Genomic DNA, 19,623 nt, shown 5'->3' with positions numbered 1-19,623 from the left:
CGTGGGAATGCCTCACTGGACGCTCTGCGTCCGCTTTGGCTGTGACGCGGAGCGTCACGGGATGCATTCCCACGCGGAGCGTGGGAACGATCATTGCCTACATCACCTACATCGCCGTCGGTTGAATGATTTCAACCCAGTACGCATCCGGGTCCTTGATGAAGGCCAGGCTCTTCATGCGACCGTCGCTCAGGCGTTTCTGGAAGTCCACACCCAGCGCTTCAAAGCGCTCGCACGCGGCGCGGATATCCGGTACCGAGATGCAGATATGGCCGAAGCCTCGTGGGTCGGTATTGCCGTTGTGGTAGGCAAAATCTGCGTCGTTCTCGGTGCCGTGGTTGTGGGTCAGTTCGAGAATGCCGGGAATCGACTTCATCCACTCGGTACGCGCGGCAGCATCGGCCGGGATCTGTGCTTTATCGACCAGGGCCAGGAAATACAGGCTGAATTCGGCTTCCGGGAAGTCGCGTTTCTCCACCAGGGAGAAACCCAGGATGCGGGTGTAGAAGTCCAGCGACCTGGTGATGTCTTTCACACGCAACATGGTGTGGTTGAAGACGAACTTCTGGGTAGCGGCGTCAGGTTGGGCGGTTACGCCCGGGAAAGTGCTCAGTTCGTGCAGGCTCATGGGCCCTCCGGAGAAAAGTTAAGGCAAGCGGCGTGGCTTGCGCGCAGTGGACTTAATGATACGCAAGGGTGCGGGCAGCGCCAAACCAAAAGCATCCGCCTATTGCCTGCTGGCGTTGTGGGCCCCAGACTTTATCGTTCGACCTGCGAGTGCTTATTGCAATGATCCGACCCTATATATCCCTATTCGTTTTGCCAGGCCTGCTGTTCGCCAGTGCCGGTGTTCAGGCTGCCGATCCGGTTGTTACATGGCCCGGTGGTTGGGAAGTGGAGGCGTTGCCGCAAGACCGCGCAACGGCTGAATCGCCGTCCAGAGTATCCCGGCAACGAGCGGTCAAGAACGATCAAGGCGGGACCCCGGTCATGGTCATGGAGTTGACCATGACTCAGGTTGAGTCCGGGCATGAGGTCAATTTGCAAAGCGTGTTACTGGAGATGCGCAAGTCAGTGCAGAAGGATTTCGCTGCAGGTGGCTATCAAAGTGTTTGTAACAAAATTCACTCAAGCACATTGAGTCGGCTGTCGGCGCTTGAGACCACTTGCACCATCACGCAGAACGGCCGGCATGTCCTGTCTCAAACACTAGTCGCTGCGGTTGATGCCGATAAAGCTTATGTTCTTTCCTATGCAGGGCAAGCGCAGGCTTATGCGGCGAGCCAGGACGAGATACTCGCGACCCGAACCAGCCTGAAACTTTAGTTGTTCTCGGGGATTTTGCGCCGGGACCTGTTGTTAACTAGTCGAGGGGATTAAGTACAAAGTTGTGGGGCGGGTCGGGATCGGCACGTCGGCATGTTCGGTATTTCCCAGTCGTTTCTAACCGGATCGGCGATTATCGTTACATTAATGCTTGCCATAAACGAAAAGACCCTGCATAGGCAGGGTCTTTTATGTAGCGCTATCGCTTAAGCTCGCAGCCAGGACTCGACGGTAGCAGCACCGTACTGTTCCTTCCAGGCTTTCAAACCACGGTGATTGCCGCCCTTGGTTTCAATCAGTTCCCCGGTATGCGGGTTGTGATAGACCTTGACCACGCGGGCCCTGCGCGTTTTCGGAGCGGCCACCAGCAGGCCGGACTTACTTGAGTTCGGATCGAGAATGGCGATGATGTCGCGCAGGCTCTTGCCGTAGGTTTTCATCAGGCCCTGGAGCTTTTCTTCGAATTCGATTTCTTTCTTGAGCCCGGCGTCATTCTTCAGCGATTCCAGCTGCGCGAGCTGTTCTTGAAGGGCCTTTTCGGCTGCACGAAATTCAGCGAGTCTGGACAATATCTTTACTCCAATAGTGTATTTGGCTGATACCAACCGCAAACAAAGCTATAAGCCAAGAGCCTTGGGGCGACTCGGTGATAATGGCTCTCCTGCAATCCTGCGCAGGCAGGAAAAATTGTAGTAGTTAATGCGCTCAGAGTAAATCATGTCTTTTCTTTATGTGACGGACAAGAACGTCTGGTGCAATTGGGCGCAGGCATTTTCAGTGGACTATGGAAAAACATCACTACTTAATGATGATTTAGTGCGTGGATGAATTCATCTCCAGGCAGGGGTCGTCCGAATAGATAACCTTGCAGGAAGTCCACACCTTGTGCCGCGAGATAGTCGCGCTGTTCAGGTGTTTCGACCCCTTCGGCAACGATGCCCAGATCGAGCTTGCCGGACAGTTCGATGATGCTGTCGAGTATATGTCGGGACAGTGCGTCGACACCGATCATCGCCACAAAACTCTGGTCGATTTTCAGGTAGTCCACATTGAATTGGCGTAAATAACCCAGGCTCGAGTGGCCGGTGCCGAAGTCGTCGATAGCGATCATGACACCCAGTCCATGCAGGTGTTCGAAGAGCTGGCGGGCGATGTCCGTTGGCTCGATCAACTCGCGCTCGGTCAGTTCCAGTACGAGGGTGATTTTTCCCGGTGGGAATGCACCGAGAAATTCCCGGCAATCTTCAACGAGTTCAAGGTCGCGGCAGTGGCTGGCGGTGATATTGATGCCGATATGGAAACCGTCAATCATCGACTGGGCATGGGGTGCAAGCACCGCAGCAGTTTGTCGCATCAGCGAGCGGGTCATCGGGACGATCAATCCGCAATGCTCGGCAAACGGGATAAACAGATCCGGGCGCACCAGACCTTCTTTTGGGTGTTCCCAGCGCATCAATACTTCGATGCCTGCCCATTGGCTGTTATCGCCGCGAACCACCGGCTGGAACCAGGGAATGAACTCAGTCGCCTCCAATGCACGTTGCAATTCAACACTGGGCGACGATGAGCGCTTCTGTATCCAATGGCTGATGGTTGCCAGGATTGCACCGAAGAAGATCAACAAGCTGAACAGCGCCGGGTACCTGGCCTTCATATAGCGCCAGACCTCTCCGTCGGGCATACCGGCATCGACGCTGTAGGCGTAGCGGGAGGACTGGCGATGGTGGGGTGCTACGGAAAAAACCGGCAGGCTTGAGTCACGAACCTGACCATCGGCAGACAGCCAGTTGGGCCCGACCTGCAGCACAAGGTCTGTATAGCGGCTGATCAAACGCAGTGCGTTGGTCAGGTGATATCCGTCGATGGTGGCGAGAACGGCCTGATTGCCTTCGCTCAGTCGATAGACCAGCAGAGCGGTATTGGGTGTGACGGGATTGCCGCTCATGAGCCACAGTTTCCCTTCGACATAATCTCCAGGGTCGAGCACCGCAACATAGCTGCTGCCAAACAGGGAGCTGCAATAGTTGCTGTTATTCCAGATCAGGTTGGTAGAGCGAACGAAAGGGCGGCGGGTTACTTGCTCACGCAGTGCAAGTTGCGTGTCGTTATCACAGGGCTGCCCTGCGAGCGGAAGAATCTTGCGCGCTGCCTGGGCAGTATTGTCGAGCATCAGGTCGAACTGGCGCACGGCTTCTTCGGCGGTTTGTGCGGTGGCCTGTTCCAGTGTGCGTTCGGCTTGCAGGTACAGGATGGCGAACCCGAGCACTATAGGCAGCGCTGCGCTCAACAGGGTTATTGCATACCGGGTCGCCCGTTTCCTTGGGCCTTTGACAGTCAATGGCATTGGCGAAACCTGTAACGGGACAAGAATGATAGGGCTCTCAAATGCGGGCAGGGCAACGACTTTCCTCCCAAGAAGAGTTCATGTACCGAGCATGATAGAGGGTGGTTGCGGTTTGCGCTTTTTCATTGGTAATTGAGGCTCAAGGCCAACTTGATGAACGCCAGAGTGGCCGGCGATGACTGCCGTCGATCCAGTACCGCCAGGCCCACCTGGCGCTTGACCTGAGGCGACAGGGTTTTTTTCACGTAGCGACCGTCTGCGCAGGCCGGTAACGATAACTCGGCGACGATGGTCAAGCCGTCGCCGCGGCTGACGGCCTCCAGGGTGCTGAGCAACTGCGAGCTTCGATAACGAATGTCCGGTGTCAATCCGGCTGCGGTGAAGATCCTCGAAACCAGTTCTGAAGAACCGGCCTGCGTGAGAATGAACGGGTCGTTGCACAACTCGTGCAAGGTCACGCGGTCTTTCGCTGCCAGGGCATGAGCAGCAGGGATCAACGCGACCATTTGGTCTTCGACCAAGGCAAAGGTATCGAAGCGCTCTTCAGGCAACACCACAAAACCGATATCGATCCGCCGCTCTTCGAGCCACTGGACGACCTGGAGATCCGGACCTTCGTCGATGTGCACCTCAATCCCCGGATGGGCCGCGCGGTAGTGCTGCAAAATCAAAGGCAACAGCTTCATCGATGAGGTCGGCCCGAAGGAACCGATGCGCAACGTGCCACGCTTCATGCCGCGCGCATCGGCGGCTTCCTGCTGCAGGGTGTTGGCCAGCCCCAGCATGGCTCGGGCGCGCAACAACAGCTGTTGGCCGATATCACTCGGCTCGACCCGGGACTGATGCCTTCTGAACAACTCGACGCCGAGCTCTTGCTCCAGGGATTTGATGGCGTGGGACACCGCCGACTGGGTAATCCCCAGGCGGGTCGCGGCGCTGGTAAAACCGCGCAGTTCGGCGACCAGTGAAAAGATCTCGAGTTGGGTCAGTGTCATGAGTTTTTGCTCATTTTACGATGATCAAGTATTAGGCGAAGAATAGGCCATGTCCACGCCTTCGCGCCCGAGTGCCTTATGAAAACTGAAGTAGAAGCGGTATCGATCGACTCCGATTTACCGGTTTACCTGAAACTGGCCGCTGTCACGATGATCTGGGGCGGGACCTTTGTCGCCGGACGATTGCTGGCCGATACGCTCAACCCGTTGCTGGCGGCGAGTATGCGTTTTCTGCTGGCCAGTCTGGCGTTGCTCTTGTTCATGGCGCTGGCGCGTATTCCCTTGGCGCGGCCCAGCCTGAAGCAATGGTTGCAGCTGGCTGTGCTGGGATTCTTCGGAATTTTTTTCTATAACCTGTGTTTCTTCTACGGGTTGCATTACATCAACGCCTCGCGCGCTTCGTTGATCGTCGCGTTGAACCCGGCAGCCATCGCCCTGGCGTCCTGGTTACTGTTCAAGGAGCGCTTGAGTCGGGCGAAAGTCATTGGCATCACGATTTGCCTGGCAGGGGCGGGCTTGGTGATCGTCAGTCGAAATCAGCAACTGTTCGACGGCGCTGCGAATGCCTGGATCGGCGACCTGCTGATTCTCGGCTGCGTGTTCGGCTGGGGAATCTACTCGCTGTATTCCAAAGGCCTGAACCAGGCATTGGGGTCGCTGCAAACCGTGACCTGGTCGATTCTGCTGGGCACGGTGATGCTCTGGGTGACCAGCGCCGTGCGCGGCGAGCTGAGCATCGAAGCCTTGGCGAGCCTCGATCCCGGGCAGTTTTTCAGTCTGTTGTATCTGGGGGTGCTGGGTTCGGCGCTGGCCTACATTTGGTACTACGACGGTATCCGGAAAATCGGCGCAACCCGCTCCGGAGTGTTCATCGCCCTCAATCCGCTGACCGCGGTCATCCTCGGCGCGCTGTTGCTGGGCGAGCAACTGACGCTGCCAATGTATGTGGGCGGCGGGTTGATTCTGGGAGGTCTCTATCTGTGCAACAAAGCCCTTGCGCCGGCGTCAAAAAAGGGGATTTGATACAGAATGCGGACAAACCTATTTACGCTGTGTAGAATCGGTTTACGCATATAAGAATAAGTCTTCTGGCAGCAGAAGCCTCGCCCGTACGAGAATGGGTCGACATGAAGCTACTAGGGTTCCAACTGATTTTCGGTGATTTCCTCGCCCGCAGTGTGCGGGGGATCTCCTGCGCGCCACCCGCGGCTTTCAGCATTGATAGCAACTAACGATCCGTTAATTCCAGCTGTTAATTCTAAAAGCATGATGAGGCGCCAACCATGGCAGATCTATACGAAAACCCAATGGGCCTGATGGGCTTTGAATTCATCGAATTCGCATCGCCTACACCCAACACCCTTGAACCGATCTTCGAGATCATGGGTTTCAGCAAAGTCGCGACCCATCGTTCCAAGGCCGTGCACCTGTATCGTCAGGGCAATATCAACCTGATCCTCAACAACGAACCTCACAGCGTCGCTTCGTATTTCGCGGCCGAACATGGTCCGTCAGTCTGCGGCATGGCGTTTCGGGTCAAGAACGCCCAGCAGGCGTTTGCCCGTGCTCAGGAACTTGGCGCCCAGCCGATTCACATCGAGACCGGCCCGATGGAACTGAACCTGCCGGCGATCAAAGGCATCGGCGGCGCGCCGCTGTACCTGATCGACCGTTTCGGCGAAGGCAGTTCGATCTACGACATCGACTTCGTGTTCATCGAAGGCGTTGACCGCAACCCGGTCGGCGCAGGCCTGAAAATCATCGATCACCTGACCCACAACGTGTATCGCGGTCGCATGGCCTACTGGGCCAACTTCTACGAGAAGCTGTTCAACTTCCGCGAGATCCGTTACTTCGACATCAAGGGCGAATACACCGGCCTGACCTCCAAGGCCATGACCGCACCGGATGGCATGATCAAGATCCCGCTGAACGAAGAATCGTCCAAGGGCGCAGGTCAGATTGAAGAGTTCCTGATGCAGTTCAACGGCGAGGGCATTCAGCACGTTGCCTTCCTGACCGACGACCTGCTCAAGACCTGGGATCACCTGAAGAAAATCGGCATGCGCTTCATGACCGCGCCACCGGAAACCTACTACGAGATGCTCGAAGGCCGTTTGCCGAACCATGGCGAACCGGTCGAAGAGCTGAAATCGCGGGGGATTCTGCTGGACGGCTCGTCCGAATCGGGCGACAAGCGCCTGCTGCTGCAAATCTTCTCGGAAACCTTGATGGGCCCGGTGTTCTTCGAATTCATCCAGCGTAAAGGCGACGATGGCTTCGGCGAAGGCAACTTCAAGGCACTGTTCGAATCCATCGAACGTGACCAGGTTCGCCGTGGTGTGCTTGCCACCGAGTAATCCGATTCACCGATAAAAAATTGTGGGAGCGAGCTTGCTCGCGAAGGCGTCGTATCAGGCAACTTAATTGTGACTGATACACCGCTTTCGCGAGCAAGCTCGCTCCCACATTGTTTTATGTGCCCTCAAGGTCGGCGATGCCGCACCAGATGCTTGAACCCTTCGAAAACCAGCACCACCACCGCCATCCAGATCGGAATATAGGTCAGCCATTCCCCCGGGCCGATGCTTTCTCCCAACAGCAACGCGACGCCCAGCAGCAGCACCGGTTCGACGTAACTGAGCAGCCCGAACAGGCTGAAGGCCAACAGCCGGCTGGCGATGATGTAGCTCACCAGTGCCGAGGCGCTGATCAGCCCAAGCAACGGGATCAGCAAGTACAGCCACGGATGTTGTCCGACCACGCCGAAGCCTTGCTCACCGCTTTGCACGAACCACAGCGCTACCGGCAGCAGCAGGCTCATGTCGAGCCACAGCCCGCCCAGATTGTCCGTGGCCAGGCGTCGGCGCAGTATGAAATAGATCGGATAACCGATGGCCACCAGCAGAGTCGCCCAGGAAAAGCTGCCGACCTGGTACAGCTCGTTGATAACCCCGAGCAAGGCGAAGAACACCGCAACTTTGCGCAGGTACGAAAGACGTTCGCCATAGACGATCCGGCCGGTCAGGACCATGGTCAGCGGCAGCAGGAAATAGCCCAGGGAAACATCCAGGCTATGCCCGTTCAGCGGTGCCCACATAAACAGCCAGAGTTGTGCCCCGACCAGCGCCGAAGAGACCAAAAGCCCCACTATCAGGGCAGGTTGGCCGAACAGGCGTTTGACCAGTGCGAGCACGTGCCTCCATTCCCCCGAGGCGAACATGAAGACGGTCATGCATGGCACGGTCAACAGCATCCGCCAGCCAAAAATCTCGACCCCGCTCAGAGGCGAAAGCAGCGAAGTGTAGAAATACATGACGGCGAACAGCACTGATGACAGAACCGATAGAGCAATACCTTTTGACACACTGTCCTCGCGTGACTGGAATTGAACGTGAAACGGACGCAAAGGATACGTGGTTTTGGAGCTAAATATTGGATCAACACAGGCCGGCTAATGTGGGAGCGAGCTTGCTCGCGATGGCGGTTTCACATACAACATTGATGTTGGTTGGTAGACCGCTATCGCGAGCAAGCTCGCTCCCACATTTTGACCGCTGCGCCTACAAATTTTGTGATCGACACTACCCTCTGTGGGAGCGAGCTTGCTCGCGATAAATCTCAAGCAGTACGCGGTTTACGTCCCGAAACAAAATGGCTGACATCGTTGTAACCCGGGGTAGAAGCGTGCCCCGGTGTTACCAGTGAGTCGATAAAGGCTTCGTCTTCGGCAGTGATCTTCACCGCCAATGCCTTGGTGTAGGCATCCCACTGTGCTTCGGTACGCGGCCCGACGATGGCCGAGCTGACGGCTGTGTTGTTCAGCACCCAGGCGATGGCGAATTCGACGATACCGACGCCGCGATCCTGGGTGTATTGCTGGATCTGCTGGGCTATGCGCAGGGATTCGACCCGCCATTCGGTTTCCAGAATGCGCTTGTCCTGGCGACCGGCGCGGCTGTTGACGTCCGGTGTGACGTCCGGCGCGTATTTGCCGCTGAGCACGCCACGGGCCAGCGGGCTGTAGGGCACCACGCCGAGACCGTAGGCGTTGGCGGCGGTGATCTGTTCCGACTCGGCCTGGCGGTTGACGATGTTGTACAGCGGCTGGCTGATCACCGGCCGGTCGACCCCGAGTTTATCCGCCACGCGAATCACTTCAGCGATGCGCCAGCCGCGGTAGTTCGACAGGCCCCAGTAGCGAATTTTGCCCTGACGAATCAGATCGCCAATCGCCGACACTGTGACTTCCAACGGCGTGTTGTGGTCTTCGCGGTGCAGGTAATAGATGTCGAGATAATCGGTGCCCAAGCGCGTCAAGCTGGCGTCGATGCCGTTGAAAAGATGCTTGCGGCTCAAGCCACTGCGATTCGGTACACCGTCCACCGGGCCGAAGCCGACCTTGGACGCGACGACCCACTCCTGGCGGCGGCTGGCAATCGCTTCGCCGACGATCTCCTCGGAACGTCCGTTGGTGTAGACGTCCGCCGTATCGATGAAGATGATGCCCTGATCCCAGGCCTTGTCGATGATCCGCAGGGAATCCTCGGAGCTGGTCTGTTCGCCGAACATCATGGTGCCCAGGGGCAGGGCGGACACTTGCAGACCCGAATGACCCAGCGTGCGGTAGCTCATGACGAAATCCTTTTACCAGTGGGAAAGGCTCAATCAAATACCAGAACGACGGCGCGGATCAATCTGATTTATCGAACACCTCAAATCAAATGTGGGAGCGAGCTTGCTCGCGAAGGCGATTTTACATCCAACATTGATGTTGGCTGATAGACCGCTATCGCGAGCAAGCTCGCTCCCACACTCGATTGGCGTGATCAGACCCGCAATGTACGTGTCATACGCAGCGCCAGCAGGCTACCAGTGACGATCACCCCGGCCAGCAGGTACAGCGCGGCATCGGTCGAACCGGTGCTGTCCTTGACCCAGCCAACCAGGTACGGGCTGAGGAAACCGGCCATCTGGCCCATGGAGTTGATCAGCGCCAGACCGCCAGCCGCAGCACCGGCGCTGAGCATTGCAGTGGGCACCGGCCAGAACATCGGCAGACCGGTGAGGGCGCCCATGGTGGCGATACTCAGGCCGAGGATAGCGATGGCCGGATGCGCGGCGAAGTTGACGGCGATCAGCAGACCGACCGCGCCCATCAGCATCGGCACCACCAAATGCCAGCGCCGCTCTTGGTGCAGATCGGCGGAGCGGCCGACCATCAGCATGAACACTGCGGCCAGCAGGTACGGAATCGCACTGATCCAGCCAATCACCAGATTGTCGCTGAACCCCAGATTCTTGATGATCGATGGCAGCCAGAAGTTGATCGCATAAACGCCACTCTGGATGCAGAAGTAAATCAGGCCGAACGCCCAGATCGCCGGGTTCTTGAACACTGCCAGCAGCGAATCGGTCGCGGTTTTCGGCTTGTTGGCCAGATCGATGGCGTGATCGGCCTCAAGCACCGAACGCTCGTCAGGCGTCAGCCATTTTGCGTTGGCGAAGCTGTCGCTGAGCAGGAAAAACGCCAGCGCGCCGAGAATCACCGTCGGGATGCCTTGCAGCAGGAACATCCACTGCCAGCCGGCCAAGCCGCCTTGACCCGCTGCGAAATGGTGGAGAATCCAGCCGGAGAACGGGCTGCCAAGCAGGCCGGACACCGGGATCGCCGACATGAACAGCGCCATGATCCGGCCGCGGCGGAAGGTCGGGAACCACTGCGAGAGGTACAGCACCACACCGGGGAAGAACCCGGCTTCAGCCGCACCGGTAAACAGTCGCAGGGTGTAGAACTCTGTTGGTGTGGTGACGAACAACAGGCAGGTCGAGAGCATGCCCCAGGTGATCATCATCAGCGCGATCCAGCGCCGTGGACCGAATTTCGTCAACGCCAGGTTGCTCGGTACGCCGCACAGCACGTAACCGATAAAAAAGATCCCGGCACCGAGGCCGTACACGGTTTCGCTGAACTTCAGCGCGTCGAGCATCTGCAGCTTGGCAAATCCAACGTTGACCCGGTCGAGGTAGTTGAACAGGTAGCAGATGAAAATGAAGGGAATCAGGCGCAGGGTGATGCGTTTGTAGACGGCGTTTTTATCGTCAGCGGTGACCAGGGTGGCGGCGGCGCTCTGTGACATGGCGGCTCTCTCTTTATTATGATTTTTTGCGATGCGAGGGTAACGTTGATCGCCCCGAGAGTCTCGGTCACCCCGGTGCTCCTGTCTTTGTGCCTGAGCACAGGGTTTGCGGGCTTGCGCTGTGCCGGGGAACAATCACTAATAAGAAACTGCCTTCAAGGATCTCGCTGCTATGTTCGAACTGGATCATGACCTGGCGCAGGATATCGTCGACCGGGCGATGGCGATCCTGCCCTATAACGTCAATGTCATGGACAACCAGGGCCTGATTCTGGGCAGCGGTGAGCCGGAGCGGGTCAACACCCGCCACGAAGGTGCGCAGCTGGTGCTGGCCAATGGGCGTGTCGTGGAAATCGATGAGCAGACCGCCAAACACCTCAAAGGCGTGCAGCCGGGGATCAATCTGCCGCTGTTCCTCGACCAGCGGCTGATCGGTGTGTTGGGCATCACCGGAGAGCCGGATCAGCTGCGAACCTACGCCGAACTGGTGCGCATGACCGCCGAAATGCTCGTCGGCCAACGCAATCAGCAGGACGAACAGCAATGGCGTCGCCAGCGTTGCGATGACCTGCTCGCCTTGTTGCTCAGCGAGGCCGGAGATTCGCCACGCTTGATCGACGAGGCGCAGCAACTGGGGCTTAAGCCGCAATTACCGCGCATTCCTTACCTCTTCGAGTTGGGACTGGAACATGCCCCCGGGCAGACCGTTGAGGCCTTGAGTGCCTGGTTGACCTCGCGTTATCCCGACAGCTGGTGTGTGAGTTCGGCCAAATCTTCGTTGCTGTGGTGCCGTCCGGTGACGCAGACAATCGAAAATGAGCGACTGCTGGAAAAACTCGACGCTCAGGGCTGGAACATACTGCGCATAGCGGTTGGCGGTCAGGCCGATGGCTTGCAAGGCTTGCGCCGCTGTTATCGGCGGGTCGGTGATCTGCTGGCTTATGGGCGGGATGTATTGCCACAGAGCCGCTTGTTGACGCTGAACCGCTATCGCCTGCCAGTGATGCTCTGGCGTCATCGCAACGATGATGCACTGGACGAGCTGCTCAACCCATTGCGCAAGGTCATCGCCAAGGACAGCAACGGCCAGTTGCTGGCGACCCTGCGCAGCTGGTGTGAACACGACGGCCAGAGCCAGGCCTGCGCCGACGCCTTGGGTATTCACCGCAACAGTTTGCGCTACCGGATGGAGCGGATTGCCGAACTGAGCGGTGTCGATCCGTTGCGGCTGGATGGGATGCTGGCGTTGTATCTGGGGGTGCAGCTCTTGCCGCAGACTGATGCTCCCGCCACCCCTTAGACTCGGCTTGCCGGTGATGGCGATCTCAAGGACGCCATCGCCGGCAAGCCGTGCTCCTACAGCAATGGAGGCGACGGCTTTGTGACAATGAACAACAAACCCGATCTCAACTTGTGCAGCCGACCGGCGTCATTGTTGATGCCAACTGGCAGCATGGCTCCATTGGAACTGGAGAACTCACATGAAAATCATCATCGCCCCCGATTCGTTCAAGGACAGCCTGAGTGCCATTGGTGTGGCCGATGCCATCGCCCTCGGGCTGGCCGAGGTCTGGCCGGATGCACACCTGGTCAAGTGCCCGATGGCGGACGGTGGCGAAGGTACAGTCGAGGCGATTCTCGCCGCCTGTGATGGCGAGTTGCGCAGCACCCAGGTACAGGGTCCGTCAGGTATCGCGGTGGATGCCCGTTGGGGCTGGTTGCCGCAGAGCCATACCGCGATCATCGAAATGGCCGAGGCCAGCGGTTTGCAGCTGGTTGCGGTCGGCCAGCGCGATGCCTGTTCCAGCAGCACTTATGGCACCGGTCAGTTGATTGGCGCGGCGCTCGATGCCGGTGCGCAGCGGATCATTCTGGCGATCGGCGGCAGTGCCTCCAACGATGGCGGCGCCGGTGCGATGCAGGCCTTGGGCGTGCGCTTGCTCGACGAACAAGGGCAACCGTTGAGCGGTGGTGGTCTGGCGCTGAAAGCGCTGGCCCGGATCGATCTGGAAGGAATCGACCCGCGTCTGGCCCAGGTCCGTTTCGAAATCGCTGCGGACGTCAACAATCCTCTCTGCGGTCCCCACGGCGCCTCAGCGATTTTTGGTCCGCAGAAAGGTGCCTCGCCTGAACAGGTGCAGCAACTGGACCAGGCCCTCGGGCACTTCGCCGATCACTGCGCTCGAGTGCTGGGCAAGGACCTGCGTGACGAACCCGGCAGTGGCGCCGCTGGAGGGCTCGGATTTGCCGCCAAGGCCTTCTTGAACGCGCAGTTCCGTCCAGGCGTGGAAGTGGTGGCGGAACTGGTCGGGCTGGCAGCAGCCGTATACGGCGCCGCCCTGGTGATCACCGGCGAGGGCCGCTTCGATGCCCAGACCTTGCGTGGCAAAACCCCCTTTGGTGTCGCGCGGATAGCCAAACAGCAAGGGGTGCCGGTGATTGTGATCGCCGGCACCTTGGGTGACGGTTACGAACAGATGTACGCCCATGGCGTCGATGCCGCCTTCGCCTTGCCGTCAGGGCCGATGAGTCTTGCGCAGGCGTGCGCCAACGCACCGCAATTGCTGCGCGAGCGGGCAGGGGATATTGCGCGGGTGTGGCGGTTGGCGGTTCGGCGGGGCTGAGTGCGGCCAGCCATGAACTGTCGCGATTGGCGGTGGATTTGCATGCAATGGTGGCGCGTTTCGTGATTTAAGTTAGGGTTTAGGCTGGAGTTCGCGCAACTAGGAGATTGAAATGCGCTATTCAGCCTTGACCCAACGAATTACCGGCGACGGAGCAGCGGCCTGGCAGATTCACTACCGAGCACTGGAATTGATAGAGCAGGGCGTCGACGTGCTGCTGCTGTCAGTCGGTGACCCGGACTTTGACACCCCCAAACCGATTGTCCAGGCTGCCATCGACAGCCTGCTGGCCGGCGATACCCATTACTCGGAGGTGCGCGGCAATCGCTCGCTGCGCGACAGCATCGCCCTGCGCCATAGCCGACGCAGCGGCCAGGCGGTTGAACCGGATCATGTGGTGGTCATGCCCGGCGCGCAATGTGCAGTGTATTCAGTGGTGCAATGCCTGCTTGACCCGGGCGACGAGGTGATCGTTGCTGAACCGATGTATGTGACTTACGAGGGTGTGTTCGGCGCCTGCGGGGCCAAGGTGATTCCGGTGGCCGTGTGTTCGGAGAATGGTTTTCGGGTTGATCCGGCCGACGTCGCTGCGCTGATCACCCCCAGGACCCGGGCCATGTTGCTCAACAGTCCGAACAATCCCTCGGGTGCAGTGTTGTCGTTGCCGATCTGGCAGGCTTTGGCGCAGTTGTGCATCGAGCATGACCTGTGGCTGATCAGCGATGAGGTGTACAGCGACCTGTTGTTTGAGGGCAAGCACATCAGCCCGGCCAGTCTGCCGGGCATGGCCGAGCGTACGGCGACCCTCAACAGTCTGTCCAAATCCCATGCCATGAGTGGCTGGCGGGTAGGGTGGGTGATCGGCCCCAAGCCTCTGACCGAACACTTGATCCATCTGTCGCTGTGCATGCTGTTCGGCTTGCCGGATTTCGTGCAGAAGGCCGCTGAAGTCGCCCTTGATGCCGATTTGCCGGAGCTTGCGCAGATGCGTGACGAGTATCGCCGGCGTCGCGATCTGGTCTGCGCCAGTCTGGACGATTGCCCGGGCCTCAATGCCGTGAAACCCGACGGCGGGATGTTCGTCATGGTCGATATTCGCGAAACCGGCCTCGGCGCCCAGGCATTCGCCGAGCGCTTGCTGGAGGGCTACGGCGTGTCGGTACTGGCCGGCGAGGCATTCGGCCCCAGTGCGGCGGGGCATATCCGGATTGGCCTGGTGGTGGACCAGAAACGCCTGGCCGAGGCGTGTCGGCGGATCGTGCGCTGTGCGGCGGATTTGCTGGAGCAACGGCCAGGCTGAATATCTTGTTGTCAGTGCTGGCCTCATCGCGAGCAAGCTCGCTCCCACATTAGATCTTCAGCGAACCCTTAATTTGTGTACGACTGCAATCCAGTGTGTGCGAGCCTGCTCGCGATAGCGCTTCGATCAGCGCGGCTTCATTGACCACCTTGCCCCGGGATATGTTGATGAAGATGCTTTGCGCACGCATCAGCGCAAATTCCCTGGCGCCGATCAGGCCTTCGGTCTCGGCCGTCAGCGGCAACGTCAGGCAGATGAAGTCAGCGCCGACGCAGTTGAGTGGCCAAGACCATGTAACTGCAAAAAAGGGCAGTGCATGACTAGACCTGCGATTTAGTGCCCAGAACTGGAGAAGCAAAACGCCCCCTGGTTTTGTTTGACTTCTGCGTTTAAAGGATTTACCTTCGCCCCGCTTTTTTAGTCCACATAGGAGACCAGTCTTGGACAGTTGCCCCAGTCGATCACGACAGGCTAAAGCGGCGAGCTAGTTCAGCAGAGTCCCTTCTCTGCCACTGTCTTGCCGTATTACGGCGGATAGTGGTATTTCGTTCCCTACCTGGGATTCGAGCCTCCATTTCCCCCCTGAGCTTTCCCCAACGCATGCATGCGAGTGCTTAAGCGCGTTTGTGGGTTTTCGCTCATGCCTATCGCGATCCATCCCCGTAACTCTGTTCGCTCAGCGAACAATCGTCGGTATGGAAGTGAATTATGGATTGGAAAGTCTTTTTTCTGCGCGTGACCGTCGCGCTCGCTCTAGGTGCCCTGGTGGGTGCCGAACGTCAACTGCGCCAGCGCCTGGCCGGATTGCGTACCAATGCTCTGGTTTCAACCGGCGCGGCATTGTTCGTCATGGTGTCGCTGCTCACCTCGCAGGGCGACAACTCCGGCGCCGCACGAATCGCCGCGCAAGTCGTTTCCGGAATTGGTTTTCTTGGCGCTGGCGTGATCATGCGCGAGGGTTTCAATGTGCGCGGTCTCAATACCGCAGCCACTCTCTGGTGCTCTGCTGCGATAGGCATTCTGTCAGGCATGGGGCATATGTTAGAGGCCGCCATCGGCACTCTGGTGGTGCTCTGCGCCAACATCCTGTTGCGCGAAGCCGCTCAGCGCATAAACCGCCAGGGCGCAGCCGCAGCCGTGGAAGTCGACCAGCGTTTCACCTTCAACATCGTCTGCCGGGCCGAGGACGAAGTGCATGTGCGCACCCTGGTTCTGCATGGTTTGAGCGGTAGCGCTCTACGCTTGCAATCACTGCACAGTGAAGACCTGGCCAACCCGGACAAGCTCGAAGTGCGCGCTGAACTGGTTGGCACGCCTGCAAGCCCAGCCCAACTGGAGCAGTTGGCTAGCCGGGTGAGCCTGGAAAAAGGTGTGAGCTCCGTACGTTGGCAGTTGCTCAACAGCAATCAGCAAGACGAATAATCACTCTGCCGATACACGTATCACCTTCGGCTTTAGCACTCACCGGAGACACTATGAACTCATTCGCCGGTCTTTCTATTTTCCCCTCTCGTCGAGACGAACCCAGGAGCTTGAACCTCAGTGGAGAGGTAGATAACGTAACCGAAGCGGATTTGCAGGGTTTGGTAAATGAGCTCACCGCCGACGTTGCCGGAGTCAAGGAGCATGCCTATTTCGAACACGAGAAGGTACGGTACCTGCAAAACGCCGTGACGAACATTCTCAACATAAAACAGAACCAAATCGTCAAAGTGTTCACCATCATTACGGCAGTCTTCCTGCCACCCACACTGGTCGGCACGTTCTACGGCATGAACTTCGCGGTGATGCCAGAGCTTTCGTGGGAGCACGGCTTTATCTACTCGATGGGACTAACACTTTCGGCTGCGGTTCTTCCACTGGTTTACATCAAGCGCAAGGGGTGGTTGCGGTAATTGAAAGTGCTCACAGGGGGCGAGGGATTCGATCTCCCTCGACGAGCAGACAGGTGATTGATTCATTGTTATGGACCGCTGAAACCGGTTTCATTTTTGTTCAAAAAGAGTGTGCAAAAGAATTTGAGTTGAGCGGGTGTTTGCGTGGTAGCTGAGGGCCTCTTCGCGGTCGATCAGTCAGCGAGCCCCTATGAAAGAAATTTCTCGGCCGTTCACAAAACCTGTGATCACCCAAGAAATTTGCGTAAATACCCGAACAGTGCTTCATAAAGCTCATCGACTTCAACGGCAAGACCCCGCGCCCGCAGACAGCCATGAACCAACCCCAGGCCTTGATACAGCAAAGCAGGCGTGGCAGCAGCATTCAGCCGTTCGCCGAAACACACACCGTCATCGCGCAGAGGATCGAACTGCGCCACCGCGATAAACGCCGGTGGCAGACGGCTGAAGTCGTTCGCCAATAACGGCATGGCATAGGGCGAACGCTGCGTCGGACCCGGTAGATACAGCGCGTGATAGCAATCCAGATCACGGGTGCTGAGCAACGGCGCATCCGCGCATTGACTGCGTGACGGCAAACTCGCATTGCCGCCCAGCCCTGGATAGATCAATACCTGCGCGGTCGGTAACGGTTCATCGGCATCGCGTAACGCCAGGCACATTGCGGCAGCGAGATTGCCGCCGGCGCTGTCTCCGACCACTACTCGCCGTTTCAGGTCCAGCTGAAACGGGCAGTCGCCACTTTCCAGCGCCCGCCACACCGCCAGACAATCATTGAATCCAGCGGGGAACGGATGCTCCGGGGCCAGCCGATAATCCACCGCCAGCACCAGTACTTGCAGATGAGCTGCCAGTTCGGCGGTGATAAAGTCGTGGGAGTCCAGATCGCCGACTACCCAGCCGCCGCCGTGCAAGTAGACGATGCTTGGCCAGCCATCGGCCGGCATCGCAGTGGTCGGGTAGCAAGCGCGCACCGGTACGTCATTCACGCGCAAGTCCGTCACTGCCAACCCCGCAGGCCGGGGCGGGGTGAACGCCCGGCACATGCGGCTATAAGCTTCGCGTAGTCCTTTAATACTGCTGTCCAGTCTATTGAAACTCAAGGTTTTATCGACGAAGGCCGAGAGTTCAGGAGAGAGCGGGTAATCGGTCATACGGGCACTCAGTAGGCGTCAAGGTTTCAAACTGCCCTGTACGGTCGCAACGCCATCCTTGCCATCCACACTGGTCACACCTGCCAGCCAGCGTTGCAGATCCTCCGGGTGTTCGCGCAGCCATTGACGGGCGACGTCCTGGGGCGTCTTGCGGGCCATGATCGGCACCATCAACTGGCTTTCCTGAGCCGCGGTGAAGGTCAGGTTCTCCAGCAGGCGGTTGACGTTCGGGCAGCGCTCGGCGTAATCCGCAGCGGTCACCGTGGAGACTGTCGCAGCACCTTCATTGGGCCCATAAACGTCTTCGCTGCCGGTCAGATAGGTCATCTTCATGTTGATGTTCATCGGGTGCGGAGTCCAGCCGACGAACACCACGAACTCCTTGCGATTCACCGCCCGCTGGACGGCGGCAAGCATCCCGGCTTCACCGGACTCGATCAGTTTGAAACCGCCGAGGCCAAAGTGATTGGTCTCGATCATGGTCTTGATCGTGGTATTGGCGCCGCTGCCGGGCTCGATGCCATAGATCTTGCCGCCCAACTGGTCTTTGAATCTGGCGATATCGGCGAAGGTTTTCAGCCCGGCGGCTGCGACATAGTCGGGCACCGCGAGGGTTGCCTGGGCGTCGGCCAGGCTGGGTTTATCCATGACCTTGAGCTGTTTGGCGGCGATAAAGGGCGCGATGTTCTGGTCCATCGCCGGTTTCCAGTAACCGAGGAAGATGTCCAGGCGCTTGTCACGAATGCCGGCGAAGATGATTTGCTGCACGGCGCTGGTCTGTTTGCTTTCGTAGCCGAGACCGTTGAGCAGGACGTCGGCCATGCCGCTGGTGGCGATCACGTCGGTCCAGTTGACCACGCCCATGCGCACGGTCTTACAGGACGGCGCTTCGTTGGCCATGACGCTGGTGGTTAGCAGTGCAGTGCCGGAGAGAATCAACAGATAACGGTTGAACAGTCTTTTCATGTGAGAAGTCTCGCTCGGCAGGTCGTTTATTGTGAGGTTCGGTGTCTTCTTGCACCGTGCCCGCCACATTACGCAGCCCATCAGGCGCTGAAGTGCTCTGCGGCGACAGGATTTAGCACTGGGGCGACCATGATGGCCTTGCGCCCATAAACTCAGCCAAACAACCCCGCTGCGATATTGATCGAGAACCCGAGAATGGCGGTGTTGAACACAAACCCGATCAACGACTGCGCCAGCACAGTTTTGCGCAGCCCCCCCGTGGCGACCCCGACATCCGCGGTTTGCACTGCGACGCCGATGGTGAAGGAGAAATACAGGAAGTCCCAATAGTCGGGATTCACCTCGCCCTCGGCAAAACGCAACGCCGGTTCCTTGCCACTCCAGGTGTAATAGAGCCTGGCGTAATGCACGCTGAAGATCACCCCGGTCAGCAGCCATGAGCCGATCACCGTCAGCCCGGTGAAACCGTAGCGCAGGAGTTTGTGGGTGGTGTCCAGGTCTGTGCTGCCGGCCAGTTCGAAAGTAATGGCGGCGAGGCTGGCAATCGCCGCGATGCACACCACCAGCAACACCAGTCCGGCATTTTCGTCTTCGATTTCGGCGAGTCGTTTCACGTCATCGGCCCGTGAGCGCACGGTGAGCCAGGACATCAGTACCAGGTAAGTCCAGACTCCGGCGTTCCAGCCAATGAGGATTTTGCTGATAACCGAATCGGCCGGCGCCAGAACACCGACCGCCAAGCCCAGCAGGGCAGCGGCGGACAGGCGCGGGTGGGTGCGGGCGAGGTGGGGCATGGGGGCTCATTTGTGGTAAGGCCTAAGAGCACCATAGCGTAGCCCGTCCCATTGTGGCGAGGGAGCTTGCTCCCGCTGGGGCGCG

The 19,623-nt window shown here is 58.5% G+C and carries 18 protein-coding genes and 1 pseudogene; 8 read left to right on the top strand and 11 right to left on the bottom strand.

What is annotated here, in order from left to right; all coding sequences use genetic code 11:
* Positions 1 to 106: 106 nt before the first annotated feature.
* The gene (gene gloA, locus AC3I0A_RS13150; protein ID WP_489378254.1) at positions 107 to 628 is read right to left on the bottom strand and encodes a lactoylglutathione lyase; all 522 of its coding nucleotides are present in this window, start codon (positions 626 to 628) and stop codon (positions 107 to 109) included.
* A gap of 161 nt (positions 629 to 789) precedes the next feature.
* Between gloA and AC3I0A_RS13145 the strand changes: the two genes are divergently transcribed.
* Positions 790 to 1,326, top strand: a complete 537-nt coding sequence (locus tag AC3I0A_RS13145) for a DUF4946 domain-containing protein (RefSeq protein ID WP_489378495.1) — start codon at positions 790 to 792, stop codon at positions 1,324 to 1,326.
* A gap of 206 nt (positions 1,327 to 1,532) precedes the next feature.
* Here AC3I0A_RS13145 and AC3I0A_RS13140 read toward each other — a convergent pair whose 3' ends face one another.
* From AC3I0A_RS13140 to AC3I0A_RS13130, 3 genes are all read right to left on the bottom strand, one after another.
* Positions 1,533 to 1,895 carry a histone-like nucleoid-structuring protein, MvaT/MvaU family gene (locus AC3I0A_RS13140; RefSeq protein WP_489378253.1) on the bottom strand — a complete coding sequence of 121 codons (363 nt, stop codon included), beginning with the start codon at positions 1,893 to 1,895 and terminating at the stop codon, positions 1,533 to 1,535.
* A 233-nt stretch (positions 1,896 to 2,128) separates the two neighbouring features.
* Positions 2,129 to 3,670: an EAL domain-containing protein gene (locus AC3I0A_RS13135; protein WP_489378252.1), complete on the bottom strand. Its 1,542-nt coding sequence runs from the start codon at positions 3,668 to 3,670 to the stop codon at positions 2,129 to 2,131.
* Between the two features lie 122 nt (positions 3,671 to 3,792).
* Positions 3,793 to 4,665, bottom strand: coding sequence for a LysR family transcriptional regulator (locus tag AC3I0A_RS13130; RefSeq protein ID WP_489378251.1), 873 nt, complete (start codon positions 4,663 to 4,665; stop codon positions 3,793 to 3,795).
* A 78-nt stretch (positions 4,666 to 4,743) separates the two neighbouring features.
* Here AC3I0A_RS13130 and AC3I0A_RS13125 point away from each other — a divergent pair, with 78 nt between their 5' ends.
* Positions 4,744 to 5,688, top strand: a complete 945-nt coding sequence (locus tag AC3I0A_RS13125) for a DMT family transporter (RefSeq protein WP_489378250.1) — start codon at positions 4,744 to 4,746, stop codon at positions 5,686 to 5,688.
* A 260-nt stretch (positions 5,689 to 5,948) separates the two neighbouring features.
* Complete coding sequence (hppD, locus tag AC3I0A_RS13120) at positions 5,949 to 7,025, top strand: 4-hydroxyphenylpyruvate dioxygenase (RefSeq protein ID WP_489378249.1); 1,077 nt, start codon at positions 5,949 to 5,951, stop codon at positions 7,023 to 7,025.
* A gap of 125 nt (positions 7,026 to 7,150) precedes the next feature.
* On the opposite strand, the gene rarD is transcribed toward hppD, so the two are convergent.
* The 3 genes from rarD to AC3I0A_RS13105 form a co-directional block, all read right to left on the bottom strand.
* Entirely contained in the window at positions 7,151 to 8,032 is an 882-nt protein-coding gene (rarD, locus tag AC3I0A_RS13115; RefSeq protein WP_489378248.1) for an EamA family transporter RarD, read from the bottom strand.
* Between the two features lie 254 nt (positions 8,033 to 8,286).
* Entirely contained in the window at positions 8,287 to 9,300 is a 1,014-nt protein-coding gene (locus tag AC3I0A_RS13110; RefSeq protein WP_489378247.1) for an aldo/keto reductase, read from the bottom strand.
* 194 nt (positions 9,301 to 9,494) lie between these two features.
* Entirely contained in the window at positions 9,495 to 10,805 is a 1,311-nt protein-coding gene (locus AC3I0A_RS13105; RefSeq protein ID WP_489378246.1) for an MFS transporter, read from the bottom strand.
* 172 nt (positions 10,806 to 10,977) lie between these two features.
* Here AC3I0A_RS13105 and AC3I0A_RS13100 point away from each other — a divergent pair, with 172 nt between their 5' ends.
* The 3 genes from AC3I0A_RS13100 (at position 10,978) to AC3I0A_RS13090 (ending at position 14,729) form a co-directional block, all read left to right on the top strand.
* On the top strand, positions 10,978 to 12,105 hold the full coding sequence (locus AC3I0A_RS13100) for a sugar diacid recognition domain-containing protein (protein ID WP_489378245.1): 1,128 nt from the start codon (positions 10,978 to 10,980) through the stop codon (positions 12,103 to 12,105).
* A 181-nt stretch (positions 12,106 to 12,286) separates the two neighbouring features.
* Positions 12,287 to 13,429 carry a glycerate kinase gene (locus tag AC3I0A_RS13095; RefSeq protein WP_489378244.1) on the top strand — a complete coding sequence of 381 codons (1,143 nt, stop codon included), beginning with the start codon at positions 12,287 to 12,289 and terminating at the stop codon, positions 13,427 to 13,429.
* Between the two features lie 112 nt (positions 13,430 to 13,541).
* Positions 13,542 to 14,729, top strand: a complete 1,188-nt coding sequence (locus AC3I0A_RS13090) for a pyridoxal phosphate-dependent aminotransferase (protein ID WP_489378243.1) — start codon at positions 13,542 to 13,544, stop codon at positions 14,727 to 14,729.
* A 109-nt stretch (positions 14,730 to 14,838) separates the two neighbouring features.
* Here AC3I0A_RS13090 and AC3I0A_RS13085 read toward each other — a convergent pair.
* Positions 14,839 to 14,994 (bottom strand): annotated as a pseudogene (locus AC3I0A_RS13085) (NAD(P)-dependent oxidoreductase); the annotation flags it as partial.
* Positions 14,995 to 15,437: 443 nt separating this feature from the next.
* On the opposite strand from AC3I0A_RS13085, the gene AC3I0A_RS13080 reads away from it, so the two are divergent.
* The gene (locus tag AC3I0A_RS13080) at positions 15,438 to 16,151 is read left to right on the top strand and encodes an MgtC/SapB family protein (protein ID WP_489378242.1); all 714 of its coding nucleotides are present in this window, start codon (positions 15,438 to 15,440) and stop codon (positions 16,149 to 16,151) included.
* 53 nt (positions 16,152 to 16,204) lie between these two features.
* On the top strand, positions 16,205 to 16,624 hold the full coding sequence (locus tag AC3I0A_RS13075) for a CorA family divalent cation transporter (protein WP_489378241.1): 420 nt from the start codon (positions 16,205 to 16,207) through the stop codon (positions 16,622 to 16,624).
* 227 nt (positions 16,625 to 16,851) lie between these two features.
* On the opposite strand, the gene AC3I0A_RS13070 is transcribed toward AC3I0A_RS13075, so the two are convergent.
* From AC3I0A_RS13070 to AC3I0A_RS13060, 3 genes are all read right to left on the bottom strand, one after another.
* Positions 16,852 to 17,778 (bottom strand): alpha/beta hydrolase, encoded by a 927-nt coding sequence (locus tag AC3I0A_RS13070; RefSeq protein WP_489378240.1) that lies wholly within the window; start codon positions 17,776 to 17,778, stop codon positions 16,852 to 16,854.
* A gap of 18 nt (positions 17,779 to 17,796) precedes the next feature.
* The gene (locus AC3I0A_RS13065) at positions 17,797 to 18,744 is read right to left on the bottom strand and encodes a choline ABC transporter substrate-binding protein (RefSeq protein ID WP_489378238.1); all 948 of its coding nucleotides are present in this window, start codon (positions 18,742 to 18,744) and stop codon (positions 17,797 to 17,799) included.
* Between the two features lie 152 nt (positions 18,745 to 18,896).
* The gene (locus AC3I0A_RS13060; RefSeq protein ID WP_489378237.1) at positions 18,897 to 19,538 is read right to left on the bottom strand and encodes a DUF1345 domain-containing protein; all 642 of its coding nucleotides are present in this window, start codon (positions 19,536 to 19,538) and stop codon (positions 18,897 to 18,899) included.
* Positions 19,539 to 19,623: the final 85 nt, after the last annotated feature.

The sequence above is a fragment of the Pseudomonas sp. KH_024_B2 genome (assembly GCF_057839965.1).
This window is presented reverse-complemented; position numbering and strand designations above follow the sequence as displayed.